Annotated in this window: 18 protein-coding genes and 1 pseudogene; 16 read left to right on the forward strand and 3 right to left on the reverse strand. The window is 61.1% G+C overall.

The window, feature by feature from the left end:
• Nucleotides 1-184: 184 nt before the first annotated feature.
• From MJ643_RS12795 to MJ643_RS12855, 13 genes are all read left to right on the forward strand, one after another.
• Nucleotides 185-520 carry an RAQPRD family integrative conjugative element protein gene (locus MJ643_RS12795; protein WP_103469185.1) on the forward strand — a complete coding sequence of 112 codons (336 nt, stop codon included), beginning with the start codon at nt 185-187 and terminating at the stop codon, nt 518-520.
• Nucleotides 507-746, forward strand: a complete 240-nt coding sequence (locus MJ643_RS12800) for a TIGR03758 family integrating conjugative element protein (RefSeq protein ID WP_247726824.1) — start codon at nt 507-509, stop codon at nt 744-746. Before MJ643_RS12795 ends, MJ643_RS12800 begins: the two co-directional genes overlap by 14 nt.
• Before the next feature lie 15 nt (nt 747-761).
• Nucleotides 762-1,139, forward strand: a complete 378-nt coding sequence (locus tag MJ643_RS12805) for a TIGR03745 family integrating conjugative element membrane protein (protein ID WP_247726825.1) — start codon at nt 762-764, stop codon at nt 1,137-1,139.
• Between the two features lie 7 nt (nt 1,140-1,146).
• Nucleotides 1,147-1,548 carry a TIGR03750 family conjugal transfer protein gene (locus MJ643_RS12810; protein WP_103469187.1) on the forward strand — a complete coding sequence of 134 codons (402 nt, stop codon included), beginning with the start codon at nt 1,147-1,149 and terminating at the stop codon, nt 1,546-1,548.
• Entirely contained in the window at nt 1,545-2,186 is a 642-nt protein-coding gene (locus MJ643_RS12815) for a PFL_4703 family integrating conjugative element protein (protein WP_103469188.1), read from the forward strand. Before MJ643_RS12810 ends, MJ643_RS12815 begins: the two co-directional genes overlap by 4 nt.
• Nucleotides 2,183-2,989 (forward strand): TIGR03749 family integrating conjugative element protein, encoded by an 807-nt coding sequence (locus tag MJ643_RS12820; RefSeq protein WP_103469189.1) that lies wholly within the window; start codon nt 2,183-2,185, stop codon nt 2,987-2,989. Before MJ643_RS12815 ends, MJ643_RS12820 begins: the two co-directional genes overlap by 4 nt.
• Nucleotides 2,979-4,487, forward strand: coding sequence for a TIGR03752 family integrating conjugative element protein (locus MJ643_RS12825; protein WP_247726826.1), 1,509 nt, complete (start codon nt 2,979-2,981; stop codon nt 4,485-4,487). Before MJ643_RS12820 ends, MJ643_RS12825 begins: the two co-directional genes overlap by 11 nt.
• The gene (locus MJ643_RS12830) at nt 4,450-4,869 is read left to right on the forward strand and encodes a TIGR03751 family conjugal transfer lipoprotein (protein WP_247726827.1); all 420 of its coding nucleotides are present in this window, start codon (nt 4,450-4,452) and stop codon (nt 4,867-4,869) included. Before MJ643_RS12825 ends, MJ643_RS12830 begins: the two co-directional genes overlap by 38 nt.
• Complete coding sequence (locus MJ643_RS12835; RefSeq protein WP_247726828.1) at nt 4,869-7,610, forward strand: conjugative transfer ATPase; 2,742 nt, start codon at nt 4,869-4,871, stop codon at nt 7,608-7,610. Before MJ643_RS12830 ends, MJ643_RS12835 begins: the two co-directional genes overlap by 1 nt.
• A 222-nt stretch (nt 7,611-7,832) precedes the next feature.
• The gene (locus MJ643_RS12840; protein ID WP_247726829.1) at nt 7,833-8,804 is read left to right on the forward strand and encodes a TIGR03756 family integrating conjugative element protein; all 972 of its coding nucleotides are present in this window, start codon (nt 7,833-7,835) and stop codon (nt 8,802-8,804) included.
• On the forward strand, nt 8,804-10,159 hold the full coding sequence (locus MJ643_RS12845) for an integrating conjugative element protein (protein WP_247726830.1): 1,356 nt from the start codon (nt 8,804-8,806) through the stop codon (nt 10,157-10,159). The genes MJ643_RS12840 and MJ643_RS12845 overlap by 1 nt, the downstream gene beginning before the upstream one ends.
• Complete coding sequence (locus MJ643_RS12850; protein WP_247726831.1) at nt 10,156-10,461, forward strand: hypothetical protein; 306 nt, start codon at nt 10,156-10,158, stop codon at nt 10,459-10,461. Before MJ643_RS12845 ends, MJ643_RS12850 begins: the two co-directional genes overlap by 4 nt.
• A gap of 9 nt (nt 10,462-10,470) precedes the next feature.
• The gene (locus tag MJ643_RS12855) at nt 10,471-12,009 is read left to right on the forward strand and encodes a conjugal transfer protein TraG N-terminal domain-containing protein (RefSeq protein WP_247726832.1); all 1,539 of its coding nucleotides are present in this window, start codon (nt 10,471-10,473) and stop codon (nt 12,007-12,009) included.
• 4 nt (nt 12,010-12,013) lie between these two features.
• Here MJ643_RS12855 and MJ643_RS12860 read toward each other — a convergent pair whose 3' ends face one another.
• Nucleotides 12,014-12,373, reverse strand: coding sequence for a hypothetical protein (locus MJ643_RS12860; protein WP_247726833.1), 360 nt, complete (start codon nt 12,371-12,373; stop codon nt 12,014-12,016).
• 456 nt (nt 12,374-12,829) lie between these two features.
• On the opposite strand from MJ643_RS12860, the gene MJ643_RS12865 reads away from it, so the two are divergent.
• Together MJ643_RS12865 and MJ643_RS12870 are read left to right on the forward strand one after the other, a co-directional pair.
• Nucleotides 12,830-13,195, forward strand: coding sequence for a DUF3085 domain-containing protein (locus MJ643_RS12865; RefSeq protein WP_247726834.1), 366 nt, complete (start codon nt 12,830-12,832; stop codon nt 13,193-13,195).
• Between the two features lie 705 nt (nt 13,196-13,900).
• The gene (locus MJ643_RS12870) at nt 13,901-14,839 is read left to right on the forward strand and encodes a zincin-like metallopeptidase domain-containing protein (protein ID WP_247726835.1); all 939 of its coding nucleotides are present in this window, start codon (nt 13,901-13,903) and stop codon (nt 14,837-14,839) included.
• 86 nt (nt 14,840-14,925) lie between these two features.
• Here the strand turns inward: MJ643_RS12870 and MJ643_RS12875 are convergent, their stop codons facing one another.
• Complete coding sequence (locus MJ643_RS12875) at nt 14,926-15,291, reverse strand: histone-like nucleoid-structuring protein, MvaT/MvaU family (protein WP_013972277.1); 366 nt, start codon at nt 15,289-15,291, stop codon at nt 14,926-14,928.
• Nucleotides 15,292-15,418: 127 nt separating this feature from the next.
• Nucleotides 15,419-15,613, reverse strand: a complete 195-nt coding sequence (locus tag MJ643_RS12880) for a hypothetical protein (RefSeq protein WP_247726836.1) — start codon at nt 15,611-15,613, stop codon at nt 15,419-15,421.
• Between the two features lie 222 nt (nt 15,614-15,835).
• Here MJ643_RS12880 and mobH point away from each other — a divergent pair.
• Nucleotides 15,836-16,960: pseudogene (gene mobH, locus MJ643_RS12885) on the forward strand (MobH family relaxase); the annotation flags it as partial.
• Nucleotides 16,961-17,091: the final 131 nt, after the last annotated feature.

Here is a 17,091-nt window from a genome sequence, read left to right on the forward strand (position 1 = left end):
ATTCATGTGCAACCCAACATACCTGGAGCTTTAGCTGCTGTAGTCAACCTGCGTAAGGGCAAACCGCCCCCCCCCTGCATCCACCCCTGCTCCTCGAATGTGAATGACCGAAAATCCCTTTTGGTCATGCAATAACCCGCCTGCGCCTTCAAGGTAAAAGCCAGTTACCCGGCTGGATTTAATCATGACTCCTATTCCCTACACATTGCTCCTTGCGTGTTTTGTAACGCTCTCTGCTGCGGCTCAAGACGTACGCGAGCGCTCAAGTCTGGGCTTGGTGCAGCGGCAGATCACCGCCATCGAGCTATTGGCCAAGAGCGCAAGCAGCAGATCTGTCGATGCTGCAGGGCCCCGTTATCGCTTCGATTATCCGAGGTTCGCTGCGGACCTCGAGCGTATGCGTCAAGGAATCCACAACTACCTGTCGCCCTCCCGCGCGCAGCCTGCCGATCTGGTCGAGTTCACTGGTGACTACCGGGCTGAAGCGGCTAACTCGAGTCCTTCCGATGAGCATGACTGACGCCCAATTAAACGCGTTCTCTGCCGTTGCCGGGTTCACCCCGCAGCTCAGCTCGGTGCTTTGGCGGTCATCGGTGCTGGTACTGGCGTTGCTCTGGTGCACCTGGGCCCTGTGGACCGGCTACCGCGGCTGGGCGGCCGGCAACATCAATTTTGGCTCGCTCGGCGGCAGCACCCTGCGTCTAGCCCTCGCCCTGATCGTGCTGATGTTTTTCATGCTGTCGTAACCAGGAGACCCCGCCATGAAACTCTCCAGTCGCTGCCTTCTTCCGCTGCTCCTGCTGCAAGCTACCTGCATAAAAGCCCTGTTCGGCGGTTTGGTGCTGCTGAGCTCGACCCTGGCCTGGGCCGATCTGCCAACCATGGAAGCACCTTCACGCGGCGAGGGATCAGGGCTGATCGACACCATCAAGAACTACGCCTACGACGGCGGCATCCTACTCGGCCTGCTGATCGCCACCCTCGCCTTCCTGGGCGTGGCCTGGCATTCGCTCACTGTCTACGCCGACGTGCAGAACCAGCGTAAGACTTGGAAGGATCTCGGCGCGGTGGTCGGCGTCGGCGCGCTGCTAGTGGTGGTGATCCTGTGGTTCCTCACCAAAGCTGCGACGATCCTGTGAGGTCATCATGTCCGACTCCCCAGCCACTCTGCCTGACGGAACGCTGACCTTCCTCCCGGAGCGCCTCAACCATGACCCGGCCGTTCTTCGCGGGCTCACCAACGACGAGATGTGGGTCGCGCTGATCGTCGGCGCAGGGCTAGGTGTGATTCTCGGTGCGCCGCTGGCGGTGGCCACCGCCTCCATCGCTACCCTCCCCACCTGCATGTTCATTTGCATGGCTTTGGTGTTGCTGGGCGGCGGCAAGCTGATGCGCCGAGCCAAGCGCGCCCGGCCGGAAACCTGGTTGTACCGGCGTCTACAGTGGCACTTGGCAGTGCACTGGGGCATCGGCACTCATCAGCTGATCCTGCATTCGGGGCCCTGGACCGTCCGCCGTACACGTCGACATGTGAGGGCTGTTGAATGAGCCGCTTCCGCAACAAAGTCGACGCGCAGCAGGCGCATATCTTCAGCCTGCGTCTGGCCGTATCGATCCTGGCACTGCTGTGCTGCGGGCTGTGGTACGGCTGGCAGTCCGCACCCTCCGAGCTGACCATTCATGTGCCGCCCGATCTGCGCTCCGGCAGTACGCGCAAGTGGTGGGATGTACCCCCGGAAAACATCTACGGCTTCGCTCTGTACATCTTCGGCCAACTCAACCGCTGGCCAACCGACGGTGAGGTCGACTACCACCGTGCCATCTTTGCTCTGCAGCCCTACCTGACACCGGCGTGCAAGACCTTCTTCGACGGTGACTTCGAGTACCGCAAGGCCGCCGGCGAACTGCGCGGCCGGGTGCGCGGGGTGTACGAGGTGCTGGGCCGCGGCTACAGCGACGATCCCGACTTGCGCGTGAAGCAGCTGGATAAGCACAGCTGGCTGGTCAAACTCGACCTCAATGCCGACGAGTACTACGCCGCCGAGCCGGTGAAACGCGTCGTCGTGCGCTACCCGCTGCGTGTGGTGCGCTTCGACGTCGACCCCGAGCACAACAAGTGGGGCCTGGCCCTGGACTGCTACGAAGGCACACCGCAGAAACTGACGCTGCCTGGAGGTGCGGGATGATGCGTGTCTTGATCATGATTCTGGCGGTTGCCGCAGGTTGGTGTTCTGCAGTCGGTGCGATCGAGGTCAAATACTGGGACCGCCTGCCGCTGGCCGTACCGCTTACGGTGGGCCAGGAGCGGGTCTTGATGCTGGATGAGGATGTGCGTGTCGGGCTGCCCAGTGCGATCGCTGGCAAGCTGCGCGTGCAGTCCGTCGGCGGCACGGTCTATCTGCGCGCCGCTGAAACCCTTCCCCCTACCCGGCTGCAACTGCAGTCGGTGAAGTCAGGTGACATCATCCTGATCGACATCGAGGCGCTCGAGGGCAGCGAGGCACTGGAGCCGGTCAGGATCGTGGGCCAGGCTTCGGTACCGGGCGTGGAAGCTGCGAAGGAGGCGGCACCGGCAGCTACGCCGGTACCTGTGGTGCTCACCCGCTATGCGGCGCAGAACCTCTATGCGCCCCTGCGTACCGTGGCACCACTGCCCGGTGTGCGACGGGTGCCGCTAAGCGACGCCGTTGCTTTCAGTTCGTTGCTGCCCACCGAGCGGGTTTCGATCAAGGCACTCGCGGCCTGGCGGCTGGGCGACTACTGGGTGACGGCGGTAAAGATCGTGAACCGCGGTCCTGGCAAGGTCGCGCTGGACCCGCGTCACCTACAGGCCACGCTGTACGCCGCAACCTTCCAGCATGCGGACCTAGGTCTCACCGGTACGCCTGAAGACACCACCGTGGCATACCTCGTCACCCGCGGCGGCGACCTGAAGCACGCGCTGCTGTTGCCCCCGCCAAAACCGGAGGCTGCCGATCATGAAAGCTAACGGCCTGCTGAAATGGTTTGTGCCTGCGGTCCTGCTGGGCATCGTGCTGATCATCATCAAGTCCTGGGTGACCGCGCCGGATGGCCAGCCCACTCACGATCCGGAGAATGCCACGCTCAGCGCGGAACAGGCCAAAGCCTTGGGCATCGCCGGCGACACCCCACGCGACACCGTGGCCACGCTGATCGGCCAGGTAAAAGCGATGCGCAGCGAAATGCAGATGTTGAAGAAAGGCAACGATGCCCTGCAGACCGAGAACAACCGGCTGCGCACGCGCGAAGGCAATATCGATACGCGCATCCAGAGCACGCTGAGCAGTGTCACCCAACAGGTTACCGAACAGCGCCAGCAGGCCAACGATGCACGGCAGAAGGCCGAGCAACAGCACCGCGAGACCCAGGGGCTACTCTCCAGGCTCAAGGATCAGCTCACCGGTAAGCCCGCCGTAAAGTCGGATGTTCCTGCGGGCTTCGGTCTTGAGCCAGGCGACGAGCAGCAGTTTGCAGGCCCTCAGGCACCGGCAGATGCGGTGCAGTGGATCGAACCATCGAATTCCCGCGCCGGCCAAGAGAACACCGGCAAAGCCGAGGGACCGCTGTCGTCGTTGACCTCGAAGTTCAAGGATCTGCACGGTCTGGACGACAACGCCATCGACCGTGGCCAGGATCGCTTGCGTGCCGTCGCCAAAGGCGAACGTGACCTGGAGAACGCCCAGGACCGTACCGAAGGTGCCCGCCCCGTCTACACCATCCCCGAGAATTCGACGCTGATGGGCTCGATCGCCATGACCGCGCTGATTGGCCGGGTGCCGGTGGACGGCACAGTGAACGATCCCTATCCGTTCAAGGTGCTGGTGGGGCCAGACAACCTCACTGCCAACGGCATCGACCTGCCGGACGTGGTCGGCGCGGTAATGAGCGGCACCGCTGCGGGTGACTGGACGCTGTCCTGCGTGCGTGGTCAGGTCGAGTCGATCACCTTTGTCTTCGGCGACGGCACCGTTCGCACGGTGCCGCAGCCGCAGAAGGTCGTCAGCCGCAATCGCAGCAGCACCCAGACCTCTGACACCGAGAAGATCCGCGGCGGCCTGGGCTACATTTCCGACCCCTACGGCATCCCCTGCATTTCCGGTGAGCGCCGCTCCAACGCCCAGCAGTACCTGGGCAGCCAGAGTCTGATCACTGCGGCCGGCGCCGGCTTCGCCGCGGCCTTGGGCAGCGAGCAAACCAACACCTCCTTCATTAATTCGGCCAGCGGCAGCCTGGGTTTGAGCCAGAACAGCGGCAACAGCGCGCTGAACTCGGTGATCAGCGGTGGCATTGGCGACATCCGTGAGTGGATCAACAAGCTCTACGGCGAAGCCTTCGCCGCCATCTACGTGCCCCCTGGGGCCAAGGTGGCCCTGCACCTGGATCACGAAATCAGCATCGACTACAAACCCAAAGGCCGGAGAGTGAATCATGAACGCCCATCCGTTTCGGTACTGGACCTGGATTAGCCTGCTGCTGTGCCTACACCTGGCAGGCTGCACCACCCGCAAGGACGAAATGCTGCCCCACGGCGATCACACCATGCTAGATATCTGGAACAGCGGCGGCGCGGTCGGCGCGCAGCAGCAGTTGCAGGAGGCTCGCGGCGAACTGCGCCGGCCGGTGCTCGATCCCGAACGCCTGATCAAGGACCAGAGCGCCTACACCCGCACGGCCGCCAACGAGATCCGCACCCAGTTCCCGCGCCTGCCCAATCCTGATCTGGTGATGTACGTCTACCCGCACCTGGCCGGCACCCAGCAGTCGCCGGTGCCCGGCTATTCGACCGTGTTCCCGTTGTACGAGAAGGTCCAGTACGCACTGCCCGGCGAACGCCTGGACGATTTGTGATGGACGATGATGCAGATCGAGTCCCGCCACACTGGCAGCCCTGGCGCGCGGCACAGCGTCAGCGCGCCACGTATGCGGATGAGGCCGCCCAGTACGCACCCAACCCCAGCTTCACCGACCACTTGCCCTGGGTCGAATACCTCGAGGAGGAGCAGTGTTTTCTGCTCGACGACAATCGCTCGGTTGGCGCCGTGTTCGAGTTGCAGCCGATCGGCACCGAAGGTCGTGAGCCCGAATGGCTGATGGCGGCGCGCGACGCGTTGGAAGATGCGCTGCAGGACAGCTTCGACGAACTCGACCAGGCACCCTGGGTGGTGCAGTTCTTCTGTCAGGACGACAGTGATTTTTCGCCGTACCTGGAGCGCCTGGCACTGTACGTCGCACCGCGGGCGACAGGCACACCCTTCACCACCGCCTTTATCGCGTCGATGCAGCAGCACCTCGATGCCATTGCCAAGCCCGGCGGCTTGTTCGACGACCATGTCGTGTCGCACCTGCCCTGGCGCGGCAGCAATCGACGGATTCGCCTGGTGGTCTATCGCTGGCTCGGTGACCAGGCCGACGACGACGGGCAAAACCCCGCTCAGCTGTTGGAAAGAACCTGTGATCGCCTGATGACATCGTTGCAGGCCTGCGGGGTCAATCCTCGTCGGCTGAACGGTCGAGACTTCTACGCCTGGTTGCTGCCTTGGTTCAACCCAGCCCCCACCCTCACGGACGACTCACCAGCGGCATTCTATCGACGCGTGCCCTACCCGGAGACCGATGACGGCGATGGGCTGTCGCTGCCGTTCGACCACGACTTTGCCGAACGGCTGTTCTTCCACGAGCCACGCTCGGAGAGCGAACAGGGGCTGTGGTACTTCGATCAGCAGCCGCACGCGGTGATGGTGGTCGACAAACTGCGCAGGCCACCCCATATCGGCCAGCTGACCGGCGAAACCCGCAAAGGCGAGGCGCTTAACGCCCTGTTCGACCAGTTGCCCGAGCAGGCCGTCCTGAGCCTGACCTTAGTCATCACGCCCCAGGATGTGCTCGAGGAGCAGCTCAACCGCCTGGCGCGCAAAGCCATCGGCGAGAACCTAGCCTCGACCCAGACCCGCCAGGACGTGGAAGAAGCCCGCGCGCTGATCGGTCGCCAGCACAAGCTGTACCGCGGCACCTTGGCCCTTTACCTGCGCGGCGCTGATAAACAGCAATTGCGCCAACGCTCGATCCAGGCGGCCAATGTGCTGCTCGGTGCCGGCCTGCAGCCGGTGCGCGAGGGCGATGAAGTCGCCGCGTGCAACAGCTACCTGCGCTGGCTGCCAATGGTCTACAACCCCGCGCGGGATAAACGCAACTGGTATACCCGGCTGTTGTTTGCCCAGCATGTTGCCAACCTGCTGCCGCTGTGGGGACGCAGCATCGGTACTGGCAACCCGGGCATCACCTTTTTCAACCGAGGTGGAGCGCCGCTGTCGTTCGACCCGCTGTCACGCTTCGACCGCTCCATGAATGGCCACCTGCTGTTGTTCGGCCCGACTGGAGCTGGCAAGTCGGCCACCCTGGTCTCGATCCTGATGCAGGTCATGGCGGTGTATCGGCCGCGGCTATTTATCGTCGAGGCCGGCAACTCCTTTGGCCTGCAGGGCGACTACTTCGCCACTCTTGGCCTGACCGTCAACAAGGTCCAGCTCAAACCGGGCAGCGGCTTGAGCCTGGCCCCCTTCGCCGATGCCCGCCGGCTGATCGAGCGCCCCGACCAGGACGCCAGTCTGTCGACCGAGGACCTGGATGAAGACACTTCGGGCAGTGACGAGCAACGCGATGTGCTGGGCGAGCTGGAGATCACCGCCCGCCTGATGATCACCGGCGGCGAAGCCAAGGAGGAAGCACGCCTCACCCGGGCAGACCGCAGCCTGATTCGCGAGTGCATTCTCGACGCGGCCAGGCACTGTGCGGCCAACGACCAGCAGGTCATGACGCGCCATGTCCGTGATGCCCTTCGAGCTGTGGCCAGCGACACCCACCTGCCGGATAAGCGTCGCGAGCGGGCGCAGGAAATGGCCGAGTCCATCGATCTGTTCTGCCAAGGCTTCGAAGGTGCGCTGTTCGACCGACCAGGCACGCCTTGGCCGGAAAGCGATGTCACGATCGTCGACCTCGCCACCTATGCCCGCGAGGGCTATGAGGCGCAGATGTCGATCAGCTACATCAGCCTGATGAACACGGTGAACAATATTGCCGAACGCGACCAGTATCTTGGTCGCCCGATCATCATGGTCACGGACGAAGGCCACATCATCACCAAAAACCCGCTGCTGGCGCCCTTCGTGGTCAAGGGCACCAAGATGTGGCGCAAGCTCGGTGCCTGGTTCTGGTTGGCAACGCAGAACTTGGCCGATTTCCCCGATGCGGCGCAGACCATGCTCAACATGATCGAGTGGTGGATCTGCCTGAACATGCCGCCGGCGGAGATCGAAGAAATCGCGCGCTTCAAGAAGCTCACGCCGGCACAGAAGACTCTGCTCCTGTCGGCGAGTAAGGCCTCGGGCAAATACACCGAGGGCGTGGTCTTGTCGAAGCAGCTGGAGACGCTGTTTCGCGCGGTACCACCGAGCCTGTACCTCGCCCTGGCCATGACCGAGCCCGAGGAGAAAGCCCAGCGCTGGCGGTTGATGGAAGCGCATCAGTTATCCGAACTGGAGGCTGCGCTGCAGATTGCAGCGGAAATCGATCGCCTGCGCGGCATGTCCTGAACCTCGTAGCCCATGATGCTCTGCAGCCGGCCGATGCATAAAAATCGACAGGAGTACATTTGTACTCCCGCAGTGATTTTAGACAGGTCGCAGCCCTTATCCCGGCCGTTGCAGAAACCGAAGGCACCAGCCTCGGTTTGTCCGTCCCTCTCCGCTGCCTGATCCGCGATGCTGCAACTCGGCGCATGGATGCACACCGTTGCCCCTTGCCGAGCGCTGCCGATGAACCTGACCGCCCCATACCGAACGCCACAGCCGAGCAAACCTGGCCGAGGTCGCACCTTCCTCGCGATCGCGTTGCTCATGGCTGCCGAGCAGAGTCTGGCGCTGACCACACCCGCCATCATTGCCTCCGTCACATCACTGCAGTGTCTGGAGTACCGCGTCGTCGGGATCTGCTACTGGCTGCTGTGTACGCCTTTCGGCTGCACGGTGCGAACCTCGCCCAAGGTCCGGCATTTCATTCCCGAGCTGGTGGTGTCGAGCTATTCCGATACCGGCAGCAACCCCTGGGGCGAGATGTCAGCCTTGTCGGCACCGACACCCCTGTCCCAAGGCGGGGGCAACCTGATCACACCCTCGCCGCAGCGCAACAACCTGCCCCGCTTCAAGAATGTCGACGGCATCGGACATCCTGGCGGCGCTGCCCTGACGGCCCTGGCCCACAGCTTCGGCTATGCATGTCCAAGCGGGGCGGTGCCACTTGCGCCCTACTACCTCAGCACGCTCGATCCACTAGCCTGGCGCCAGGCCATCCCCGAGTCCGTCTACCCGCAAGCGCTCATTCCGGGCATGCGTGAGATCGGTAGCCAGGCCCTCGGCAACATGTGGGGCAACGTCTACCCCCGCCAGGGTTTCTTGGTACAACCCGACGACTTCAAGGCCGCCGCGGTGATGGCGCAGCGCGCCAGCGATTTCATCACCCGTGTCGGCCAACCGCACGTCTATTTGCCGCTGCAGCCGATGCCATCGCCCGGCTATTGGCCGCCACAGCCAGTGATGGAGAACAACGTCAACAACCACCGCTGGCAGTTGCTCACTCCGATGATGCAGAGCACCTGCGCCATCTTCCCTAGCTCAACAATCCAGAGTGCCGAGGGCGCCTACGCCTGGTCGTTGTGGCGGCCGTATCGCTGCTGCCAACGCATGGGCCAGACCTTCCTGTTCAGCATCGATTTTGATGGAGGCCAGTGATGAACACGCCCTTGCTTGGGTTGATGTGTCTACTCGTTTGCACTGTCGGCCACGCCGCCGAGAGTGGCTACCACCTGGGCGACCAGGCCCAGGTGTTGGACGACCGGGTGATGTACACCATCGGTGGCGGATCGGCGGCGGGCGCGCCCTCCTCGCTCTACCGCCCCAGCGGACTCGGCGTCGGCCTGTCCTGGCGCGCGAACTTGATGTGCGGAAACATGAACCTCTCCAACACCCTGCAGAACCAGCTCAACGGTGCCACCCAGGGCTTCCAGCAGATCATGGGCAACGTCATCCAGAACGCCACCCAGGCGGTGATGTCGCTGCCGGCCATGATCATCCAGCGCGCCAATCCCGGGCTGTATGAGCTGCTGAGCAACGGCGTGCTGCAGGGGCGCATCGACTTTGACCGGTCAAAGCTCACCTGCCAGGCGATGGCGGCGAAGATGGCTGACAAGGTGGATCAGGCCGGTTGGGGGGCACTGGCGCAGAACCAGGAAATGCAGCACAACCTGGAGCAGTCCGACGGTGATGCTGTGACTGCGGTGAAGGACACCGAGTCCAACAACGGCAACAACGGCGTCAGCTGGATTGGCGGGCAGAAAGCCGGCGGCCAAGGCCAGGCGCCGATCCGGGTGACCTCGGACGTGGTCAAGGCGGGTTACAACCTGCTGCACAACCGTTCGGTCGAAGACACCTCGGCCGTCGGCTCGGGTTGTCAGAATGGCGCGATCTGCCAGGCCTGGTCGAGCCCCGAGGAGGCTGCCGAATGGGCCACTCGAGTGCTCGGCGAAACCGAGGTGGAGACCTGTGATGACTGCGAGACGCTACGCGTGAGCGCAGGTGCAGGGCTCACGCCACTGATCCAGGAAACTTACACGCAGCATCTCGAAGGCCTCCAGCGCATGCTGTCGAGCGCTGAGGAGCCCACGCCAGAGAACCTCGGCAAAGTCTCCAGTCCCTTGCTGCAGGTCTCGCGCGGGGTCATCGAGGGCCTGCGCGATGACCCCGACCAGAACCTGCTGGCCCGGCGTCTGGCCAGCGAGACCGCGCTATCGAGCGTGATTTACAAAGCGATGCTGCTGCAGCGCACATTGCTCGCCGGCAGCCATGAACCCAATGTGGCGTCGGCGCAGCCCGCCACTAGCGCCCTCAACAGCAATGTCGAAACACTGGAGCGCGAAATACGCTTGCTGCAAACGGAATTGCAAGTGCGCCAAGCGCTGGCCACCAATACCGCCAGCCTGGTCCTCGATCGCCACGCCGGCGGCGCCGATGCCTCACGCAATATCGACCAGCGCGATCCGCAGCTAGACCGCCTACACCGTGCGGAGCAAGGAAGGAGGACGCCATGATGCCGCCTTCTGCGAGGAGCACGGTCGCCCGAGTCCTGTTCATCCTCAGCGCAATGATCGTTACGTTGCTGATTGCCTGGATGGCGCTGCAACTGAACGGCACCCAACTCGATTGGTTCGAGGATGCGCGGGGGAATACGCCCTACTTCGCATACTGGCGAGCTCTGCTATACAGCCTGATCTTCGCCTACTGGACCGCAGCATTGCGCTTGCGGCCGTTACCTGAAGACCAGCAACGGCTTATGCGCTTGGGGCTGGTCGGCTTCGGCTCGATCGTCTTGGTCGAACTGTCACGCGTGTGAGGTGCAGTCATGAATATGAGCACCAACAGCTACCTCGAGTACTACCTGTCGCTGCTGGCATGGATCATCAACAACGGTATCTGGAACACGCTGGCGGACACAGGGCTGTTTGCCGCGCCGTTTGGCGCAATCATCCTGCAGGAATGGTTGTCGGCCCGACAACAGGGCGCCGACGAAGGCAACAAGGGCTTGCTGTCGATCCCCCGGGTCGAGAACCGCCTGTGGATGAGCTACATCGTCATCCTGTTTGGCTGCATGCCGTTTTTCCCGTTGAACCTTTCCTCCGTGACCTTCGACGATGCGGCGAGCCAGCGCTGTGGGGTGTCGATGGCCAAGCCCGCCGACACGGCCTGGGGCATTACCTTCAACACCATTGGCGAGAAATCCGCAAACGTGCCGGTGTGGTGGTACTTGGTGCATGCCATGAGCAAAGGCATCACAGCTGCAGCGACTGCATCCATCCCCTGCGCACCCGACATCCGCGCAATGCGCATGGAGATCGACAGCTCGCGGATCAACGACCAGGTGCTGCTTCAAGAGGTCGCCGACTTCACCCGCGACTGCTACGGCTTTTCGCGCTCGAGGCTGTTTACCAACCGCCCTGATCTGGACGAATCGCAGAGCTACGATGCGTCCTGGATTGGATCGACGTACCTACTCGACACACCGGGCTACTACGACACAGATCGCTCGCGCACGCCCCGGGTTGATTGGCCATATGACGAGACGCGGGACACATCCCTGCCCCGGCTCGACAACGGTGCGGGCTACCCCACCTGCAAGCAATGGTGGAGTGATGCCACCGTCGGCTTGCGCGATCGCCTGGTCGCCGAGGTCGATCCAAACCTGCTCACGCAATTGCGCGGTTGGCTGACCGGACACAACTCAACCGAAATCGAAAACGCTACCCTGCGTGAACTGGTTAGCCCCCGCCAGCAGTCATTGAGCATGGCGCCTGGTCAGGTGTTCCAAGACTATGGCAGCAGTGCCCGAGGCGGCTCGTTGACACAAGGGCTCAACAACCTGGCCACCAACACCGGCCTGGCCTTGGGCTCGTTCAGCAATTTCCCGGCGATGAATGCCCTGCGCGCGGCACTGCCAATGGTCCAGGCCTTCCTGATCATGGGCACAATCATCTGCCTGCCGCTGGTGCTGCTGATCAGCACGTATCAGCTCAAAGCGCTGATGACGATCACCTTCGCGCTGTTCACCCTGCATATGCTGACGTTTTGGTGGGAGCTGGCCCGCTGGATCGACTCGAGCATGCTCGACACGCTGTACCACCAGGTCTCTGTCACGGACCAGGCGCTTTTAACATTACCAACGGCAGGGTTCATGGATGGGACGGTTACCGCGCAGGTGATCGAGTACGTGATGGGGGCGATGTTTTTGGTGCTCCCGATGTTCTTTCTGGGAACCATGAGTTGGGCGGGGTACAACGTTGGCAGCAACGTCCAGAGCCTTCTTACTCAAGGTGCAGAGAGTGCCAAACTCCAAGCTGGGAAGGGAACATCACAAGTTGTTGGAGGCGTACAAAAGCTCAAGTAATCAGTTAACGAAGTGATCCGTGTTCGTCGTACATTTCTGGATACTTGAAACGATGCTGAGGATGGCTAACCTCGAATACATCGGGCTCATCATCATTCGCTTCAATAGGCAGCGCGGCAAACGCCCATAGGGCTACCATTCCGACCGCCAGGAAGAATGCAACTGATGCAACAGCAAGCAAAAGAATCACCTTAACAATCTGCATACCGAGCCGGCGATACCCAAACGGAACGCTCGCCAACATCGGTGAATGCAGCACGCTGGCTTCTAGCTGATTCACCAATCGACCCGCGCGAGTTGCAGCACGAATCAAATACTTGCCGAAAGAAGTACGGCTGGGGTTTGAAGACGCTGGGGTCGTCATTTTCCTACCTCCATTCTCTTCACCGCACGTGCGGTCAAACCGCTTTAAACAATTTGGATCCAAGCCTTAGCTTACTCCTCTCCTGCAGATTTCCATGACCGTTGATCACTTGGTTCACGCTGCTGATCGCCAGTGGCACTGCATGGATTGATGCAGTGCACTTTTCTGAAAATCACCATTGACGCTATCCCAACCCGCTTGATACACCAGACCTGCAAGCGCTGGAAATCCAGCACCCCAGGTGGCCACAACCTTCAAGGCCACGTCACCCCGTGATGGTTGTCCCAAGGGCGATTAGCGTTCGGTGGCTCGCCCGGTTACCGCTCCCGCGGTGATGAGCGCTCTTTCACATCTGCCTCACGGAGCCCTGCTCCGTTGAAGCTCCTTTTCCATTTCCGTGCTGGGAATTCTTCCCGCATGGGTGGCATTCCTCCGCACTGCCTGGAGGAACTCACCATGTTGCGCTTCACAGGAACTGAACTTCACGCTGTCTTGACCGAGGCGGCCGTCATCGGCTGTCGAGTCGTCTTGGTCAAAGACCACGGTGTCTACCTCATGTCCGAGTTTGGTGAAAGCAAACCCGACGGAGGTAGCCGCAAACACATTGCCTACGCCATGGGCTGCAACCCTGAAGTCGACGACTTCGACGCTTGGTGGAATCGCGCACGCGGTGAATTCGGTGGCGACGATTTTGCCGAGTACTTCGACCTTGATGATCCGGTTCTGGAAAGCCTACGCGGCACCAACGGGTCGCTGGTAGTTGAAGCCACATCCACGCACCTGTACATCGCTGCCGAGATTGCCCTCTCAGGGAAATCCTGAATGCTCTCGCAACACCCGCGATGTCCCAGGGATGCACGAGCCAGTGCCGCTTTGGGATATCGCCCACTTCAATCTTTACGCCGACAGCAGCCGTTCATCTGGACCTTTCGAGTGGAAAGCCTTTGCTGGAAGCGGGTGGAAACTTGCCCTGGTCTGTGCCCCTTATCAGGTATTGACCCCACAGACAAGCGCGTTTTAATGCCTAGACACGCCCAGTTCACAGTGTGAGTTGTGGCGATGGGACTTCCCTCGAGTTGTTCGTGAAGCCATCGCCGGATCAGCTCCCGGGAGGCACCAGTGTCCAGGAAGAACCGCTCCTTACCCGCCATTGTCCTGAGCCCAGGGGTTTGGCAATTCATAGCCGAGGTTGGTACGGCTACTGACGCAGTCGCGCAATCAGGGCAGCGCTTGCAAGCCGTATTGGGCATCGCTCTGGCTTCGGTAGATCAACACTTGCGCCAATCGCTCGAGTTGCTACTCGATCAAACTTCCCAGCGCGACTCACGCTCCTCGGCGGCAGCCACTCACTTTCAGGTAACTCACATCACGCCAGAAACCGGCCCTGTTTTTCTGCACATCCGGTTGCCACATGAGATCGGTGTGGACATCTCATCGGCCTGAACACCCGCACTACCAATGTCAACTTACCCCACCGGGAACCCTTCCCGGCCGGGCAGCGTTCCCCTTCTTTGACTGGAGAACGTCATGTCCGATATCTACCTGGACGTCACCAACAAGATTGTCAGTGCCCTGAGCCAAGGGGTCATCCCCTGGATCAAACCCTGGAGCACTTCAGGCTCCAGTGCTGACGCACCTTTCCCCATTAACGCGATCACCCGGCGCCCCTACGCCGGCATCAACATTCCACTGCTGTGGGCCGAAGCCCGCCTGCGCGGATACCGCCAGGATCGCTGGCTCACCTACAACCAGGCTCGCAAAGCTGGTGGTCACGTACGCAAGGGCGAGCAATCGACCCTTGCGGTGCTGTACAAACCCATGAGCAAGGAAGCACACAACGAAGATGGTCAGGTCGTCCGTGATGAGCAAGGCAACGTCAAGATGGTGCAGTTCGCACTGCTACGGACGCATTGCCTGTTCAACATCGAGCAGACCGAGGGACTACCCAACGAAGAGCACCACCACGATGAGAGTGAAGATCCAGTGGCGTTCATCGATCATGCACCTGCCGAGCGATTGTTGGCCGCCAGCGGCGCACGCATCGAGCATCGCTACGGGGATGACGCGTTTTATCTACCGATCCGGGATCTCATTCAATTGCCCACCAAGGCTCAGTTCGTGGACGTCGGCAGCTACTACGCGACCGCGCTGCATGAGCTGACGCACTGGTCGGGTCACCAAGCTCGCCTCAACCGGGAAGGCATCACTGGCGGGCACGGGTTTGGCTCTGCAGCCTACGCCTTCGAGGAATTGGTCGCGGAGATGGGTGCGGCATTTCTCTGCGCCCTCACCGGCACCCAGGGCGAGCTGCGCCACGAGGAGTACCTGGCGTCCTGGTTGAAGATCCTCAAGGAAGATAAGCGGGCCATCTTCCGCGCCAGTGGGCTGGCCCGTGAAGCGTCCGAGTACTTGCTGGCGCTGCAGTTGGATCAGTCCAGCGAGACGTGCGAACGGCTAACGGCGTGACTTTTCACTTCAAATAGAAAGGCCCCAACCGGGGCCTTTGTTTTGCCTGCAACGCCGAGCATCGGCCGCTGCAATTGAGCAAGCAATTACTGTAGCCAGCTCTCGACGACATCCGAGCCGTGCTCCTGCTTCCACTGCTTGAGGATCTTGTGGTTGCCGCCCTTGGTTTCGACGATCTCGCCGCTGTGCGGGTGCTTGTAGCGTTTAACTTCACGCGGCTTGCGCTGAGCGCCGGTGGAGGCGCTGGAAGTGGTCACGCTCACGCCTTTGGACGGGTCAAGAATGGTGATGACCTGGCGCAGGTTCATGCCGTACTGATCCAGCAAGGCCTTGAGTTTTTGTTCGAACTCGATTTCCTGCTTCAGGCCGGAATCGTTTTTCATCGCGTCCAGTTGTTGAAGTTGAGCAGCCAGTTGAGCTTCCAGTGCTTTGAATTCGGCAAGTTTGGACATGTGAAATATTTCCTAGGGTTGGGGCATGTGCGACGATAGTACCTGAGGCACAAGTACGCACCGAGCGTTAATTCGCTCTTCAGCTAACTTTTCATCCTTCAAAATGCGCACATACCTATGTGACTAATCAGTCCGGCAAGAACTGGCAGAGGTGACCTACTAGTTCCCGAGGCGCGGGACTGTTACCAATCTTGAACAACATATCGCGCTGACTGCGTGGCAGCTTTTTTGCGCAACGCGTGGCGGCCGATCGAATGGCAGCATCGGTCCCATGGATTCGGTCGGCCAGTAGCACGATCAAAATGGCATCGCTCAACGTCATCAGGCTACCTTCCCCTAGATAATGCCGGACAGTCTACCTCCCGAGAAAAGGGCAGACCATGCCGGTCCCACAGGTAACCCGATGCGCCAGGCTTCGAATTTTCGCGTTCGCGAAAAGGCTCAAGGCGTTAAAGGGTAAGGGCAGCAATGGTAAGGGGGCACAAGGGTAAGAGGCCTATCCGAAAAGGCAAAAGGACCTTCTGAATGCAAAGTAGGTAACGCCATGAAACGCTGGTGGTTCAGACATCAAAAAGGCGATGCTGCAGAGCCCACCCCCACTCCAGCGCCCGAGGGATTTTTCCTCCCGCTCTCCTCTAAATCCCTGCTCTGTTCCGACCACCGGAAAAAGCTGCTGGAACGCATTTGGCAGTACACAGCGCTCTCCGAGCCTCAGTTCGATCAGCTCTACCTTGATCCGATCCGCCGTTACGCCCGCTATGTACAGCAGCTCCCCGCTAGCGAAAGCCACCACCATGCCTATTCAGGCGGCATGCTGGACCATGGACTAGAACTGGTGGCCTGCAGCTTAAAGTTGCGCCAGTCGTACCTACTGCCCAGCGGCGCCGCGCCGGAGGACCAGGCCGCGCAGGCCGACGCCTGGAGCGCGGCGATTGCCTACGGCGCCCTGCTCCATGACATTGGCAAGATTGCCGTCGACCTGCAGGTGGAGTATCAGAATGGCGACGTGTGGCACCCCTGGCACGGCCCTTTGGACCAGCCCTACCGCTTTCGCTACGTGGCCGGCCGCGACTACAAGCTGCACGGCGCCGCTACGGGGCTGCTGTACACACAGATCTTGACACCTCTCCAACTGGACTGGCTCAGCAACCATCCGGTCTTGTGGAGCCACCTACTCTTCCTGCTGGCCAACCACTACGAGCACGCCGGCACCCTCGGAGAGCTGGTGCTGCAAGCGGACCGGGTATCCACTGCGCAGAACATCGGTGCCAACCCCACCAAGGCCCTGCTGGCACCCAAACACTCGCTGCAGCATCACCTGCTCACGGGCCTGCGCCACCTGGTCAAAAATGAGTTCAAGCTCAACCAGCCCGGCGCAGCCGGCTGGCTCACCGAGGACGATTTGTGGCTGGTCAGCAAGACGGCCACCGACAAATTGCGCGCCTACCTGCTCACTCAAGCGGTCGACGGCATCCCCTCCTCCAACATCGCCTTGTTCGATGAGCTGCAGTCGCATGGGTTGGTGGATGCGACACCGGAAGGCAAAGCGGTATGGAGCGCCACCGTAGCAGAGGATAACTGGCAACATCGCTTTACCTTTCTTCGCCTGCAACCGAGCTTGATCTGGTCCGATGAAGCACGCCCGCAAAGCTTCATAGGGACTGTTGAAATCAGCTCGACCTCTCCCATCTCGCCCGCTGAATCAAGCGTACTGACTGAGAGTCAGCCTCACGCACCAAAGGATCGGCGGTTGCAGGAGCTGAGTGCAACACGGTTATTGAATTAAAGCTGGAGCATCAT

The sequence above is a fragment of the Pseudomonas sp. PNPG3 genome, from assembly GCF_023093815.1.
Taxonomy (GTDB): Bacteria; Pseudomonadota; Gammaproteobacteria; order Pseudomonadales; family Pseudomonadaceae; genus Aquipseudomonas; species Aquipseudomonas asiatica.

Bases quoted from the DNA above. Each gene is read 5' to 3' on its own strand.
- MJ643_RS12795 (WP_103469185.1), top strand. From the start codon at position 185: ATGACTCCTATTCCCTACACATTGCTCCTTGCGTGTTTTGTAACGCTC.
- MJ643_RS12800 (WP_247726824.1), top strand. From the start codon at position 507: ATGAGCATGACTGACGCCCAATTAAACGCGTTCTCTGCCGTTGCCGGG.
- MJ643_RS12805 (WP_247726825.1), top strand. From the start codon at position 762: ATGAAACTCTCCAGTCGCTGCCTTCTTCCGCTGCTCCTGCTGCAAGCT.
- MJ643_RS12810 (WP_103469187.1), top strand. From the start codon at position 1,147: ATGTCCGACTCCCCAGCCACTCTGCCTGACGGAACGCTGACCTTCCTC.
- MJ643_RS12815 (WP_103469188.1), top strand. From the start codon at position 1,545: ATGAGCCGCTTCCGCAACAAAGTCGACGCGCAGCAGGCGCATATCTTC.
- MJ643_RS12820 (WP_103469189.1), top strand. From the start codon at position 2,183: ATGATGCGTGTCTTGATCATGATTCTGGCGGTTGCCGCAGGTTGGTGT.
- MJ643_RS12825 (WP_247726826.1), top strand. From the start codon at position 2,979: ATGAAAGCTAACGGCCTGCTGAAATGGTTTGTGCCTGCGGTCCTGCTG.
- MJ643_RS12830 (WP_247726827.1), top strand. From the start codon at position 4,450: ATGAACGCCCATCCGTTTCGGTACTGGACCTGGATTAGCCTGCTGCTG.
- MJ643_RS12835 (WP_247726828.1), top strand. From the start codon at position 4,869: ATGGACGATGATGCAGATCGAGTCCCGCCACACTGGCAGCCCTGGCGC.
- MJ643_RS12840 (WP_247726829.1), top strand. From the start codon at position 7,833: ATGAACCTGACCGCCCCATACCGAACGCCACAGCCGAGCAAACCTGGC.
- MJ643_RS12845 (WP_247726830.1), top strand. From the start codon at position 8,804: ATGAACACGCCCTTGCTTGGGTTGATGTGTCTACTCGTTTGCACTGTC.
- MJ643_RS12850 (WP_247726831.1), top strand. From the start codon at position 10,156: ATGATGCCGCCTTCTGCGAGGAGCACGGTCGCCCGAGTCCTGTTCATC.
- MJ643_RS12855 (WP_247726832.1), top strand. From the start codon at position 10,471: ATGAATATGAGCACCAACAGCTACCTCGAGTACTACCTGTCGCTGCTG.
- MJ643_RS12860 (WP_247726833.1), bottom strand. From the start codon at position 12,373: ATGACGACCCCAGCGTCTTCAAACCCCAGCCGTACTTCTTTCGGCAAG.
- MJ643_RS12865 (WP_247726834.1), top strand. From the start codon at position 12,830: ATGTTGCGCTTCACAGGAACTGAACTTCACGCTGTCTTGACCGAGGCG.
- MJ643_RS12870 (WP_247726835.1), top strand. From the start codon at position 13,901: ATGTCCGATATCTACCTGGACGTCACCAACAAGATTGTCAGTGCCCTG.
- MJ643_RS12875 (WP_013972277.1), bottom strand. From the start codon at position 15,291: ATGTCCAAACTTGCCGAATTCAAAGCACTGGAAGCTCAACTGGCTGCT.
- MJ643_RS12880 (WP_247726836.1), bottom strand. From the start codon at position 15,613: ATGACGTTGAGCGATGCCATTTTGATCGTGCTACTGGCCGACCGAATC.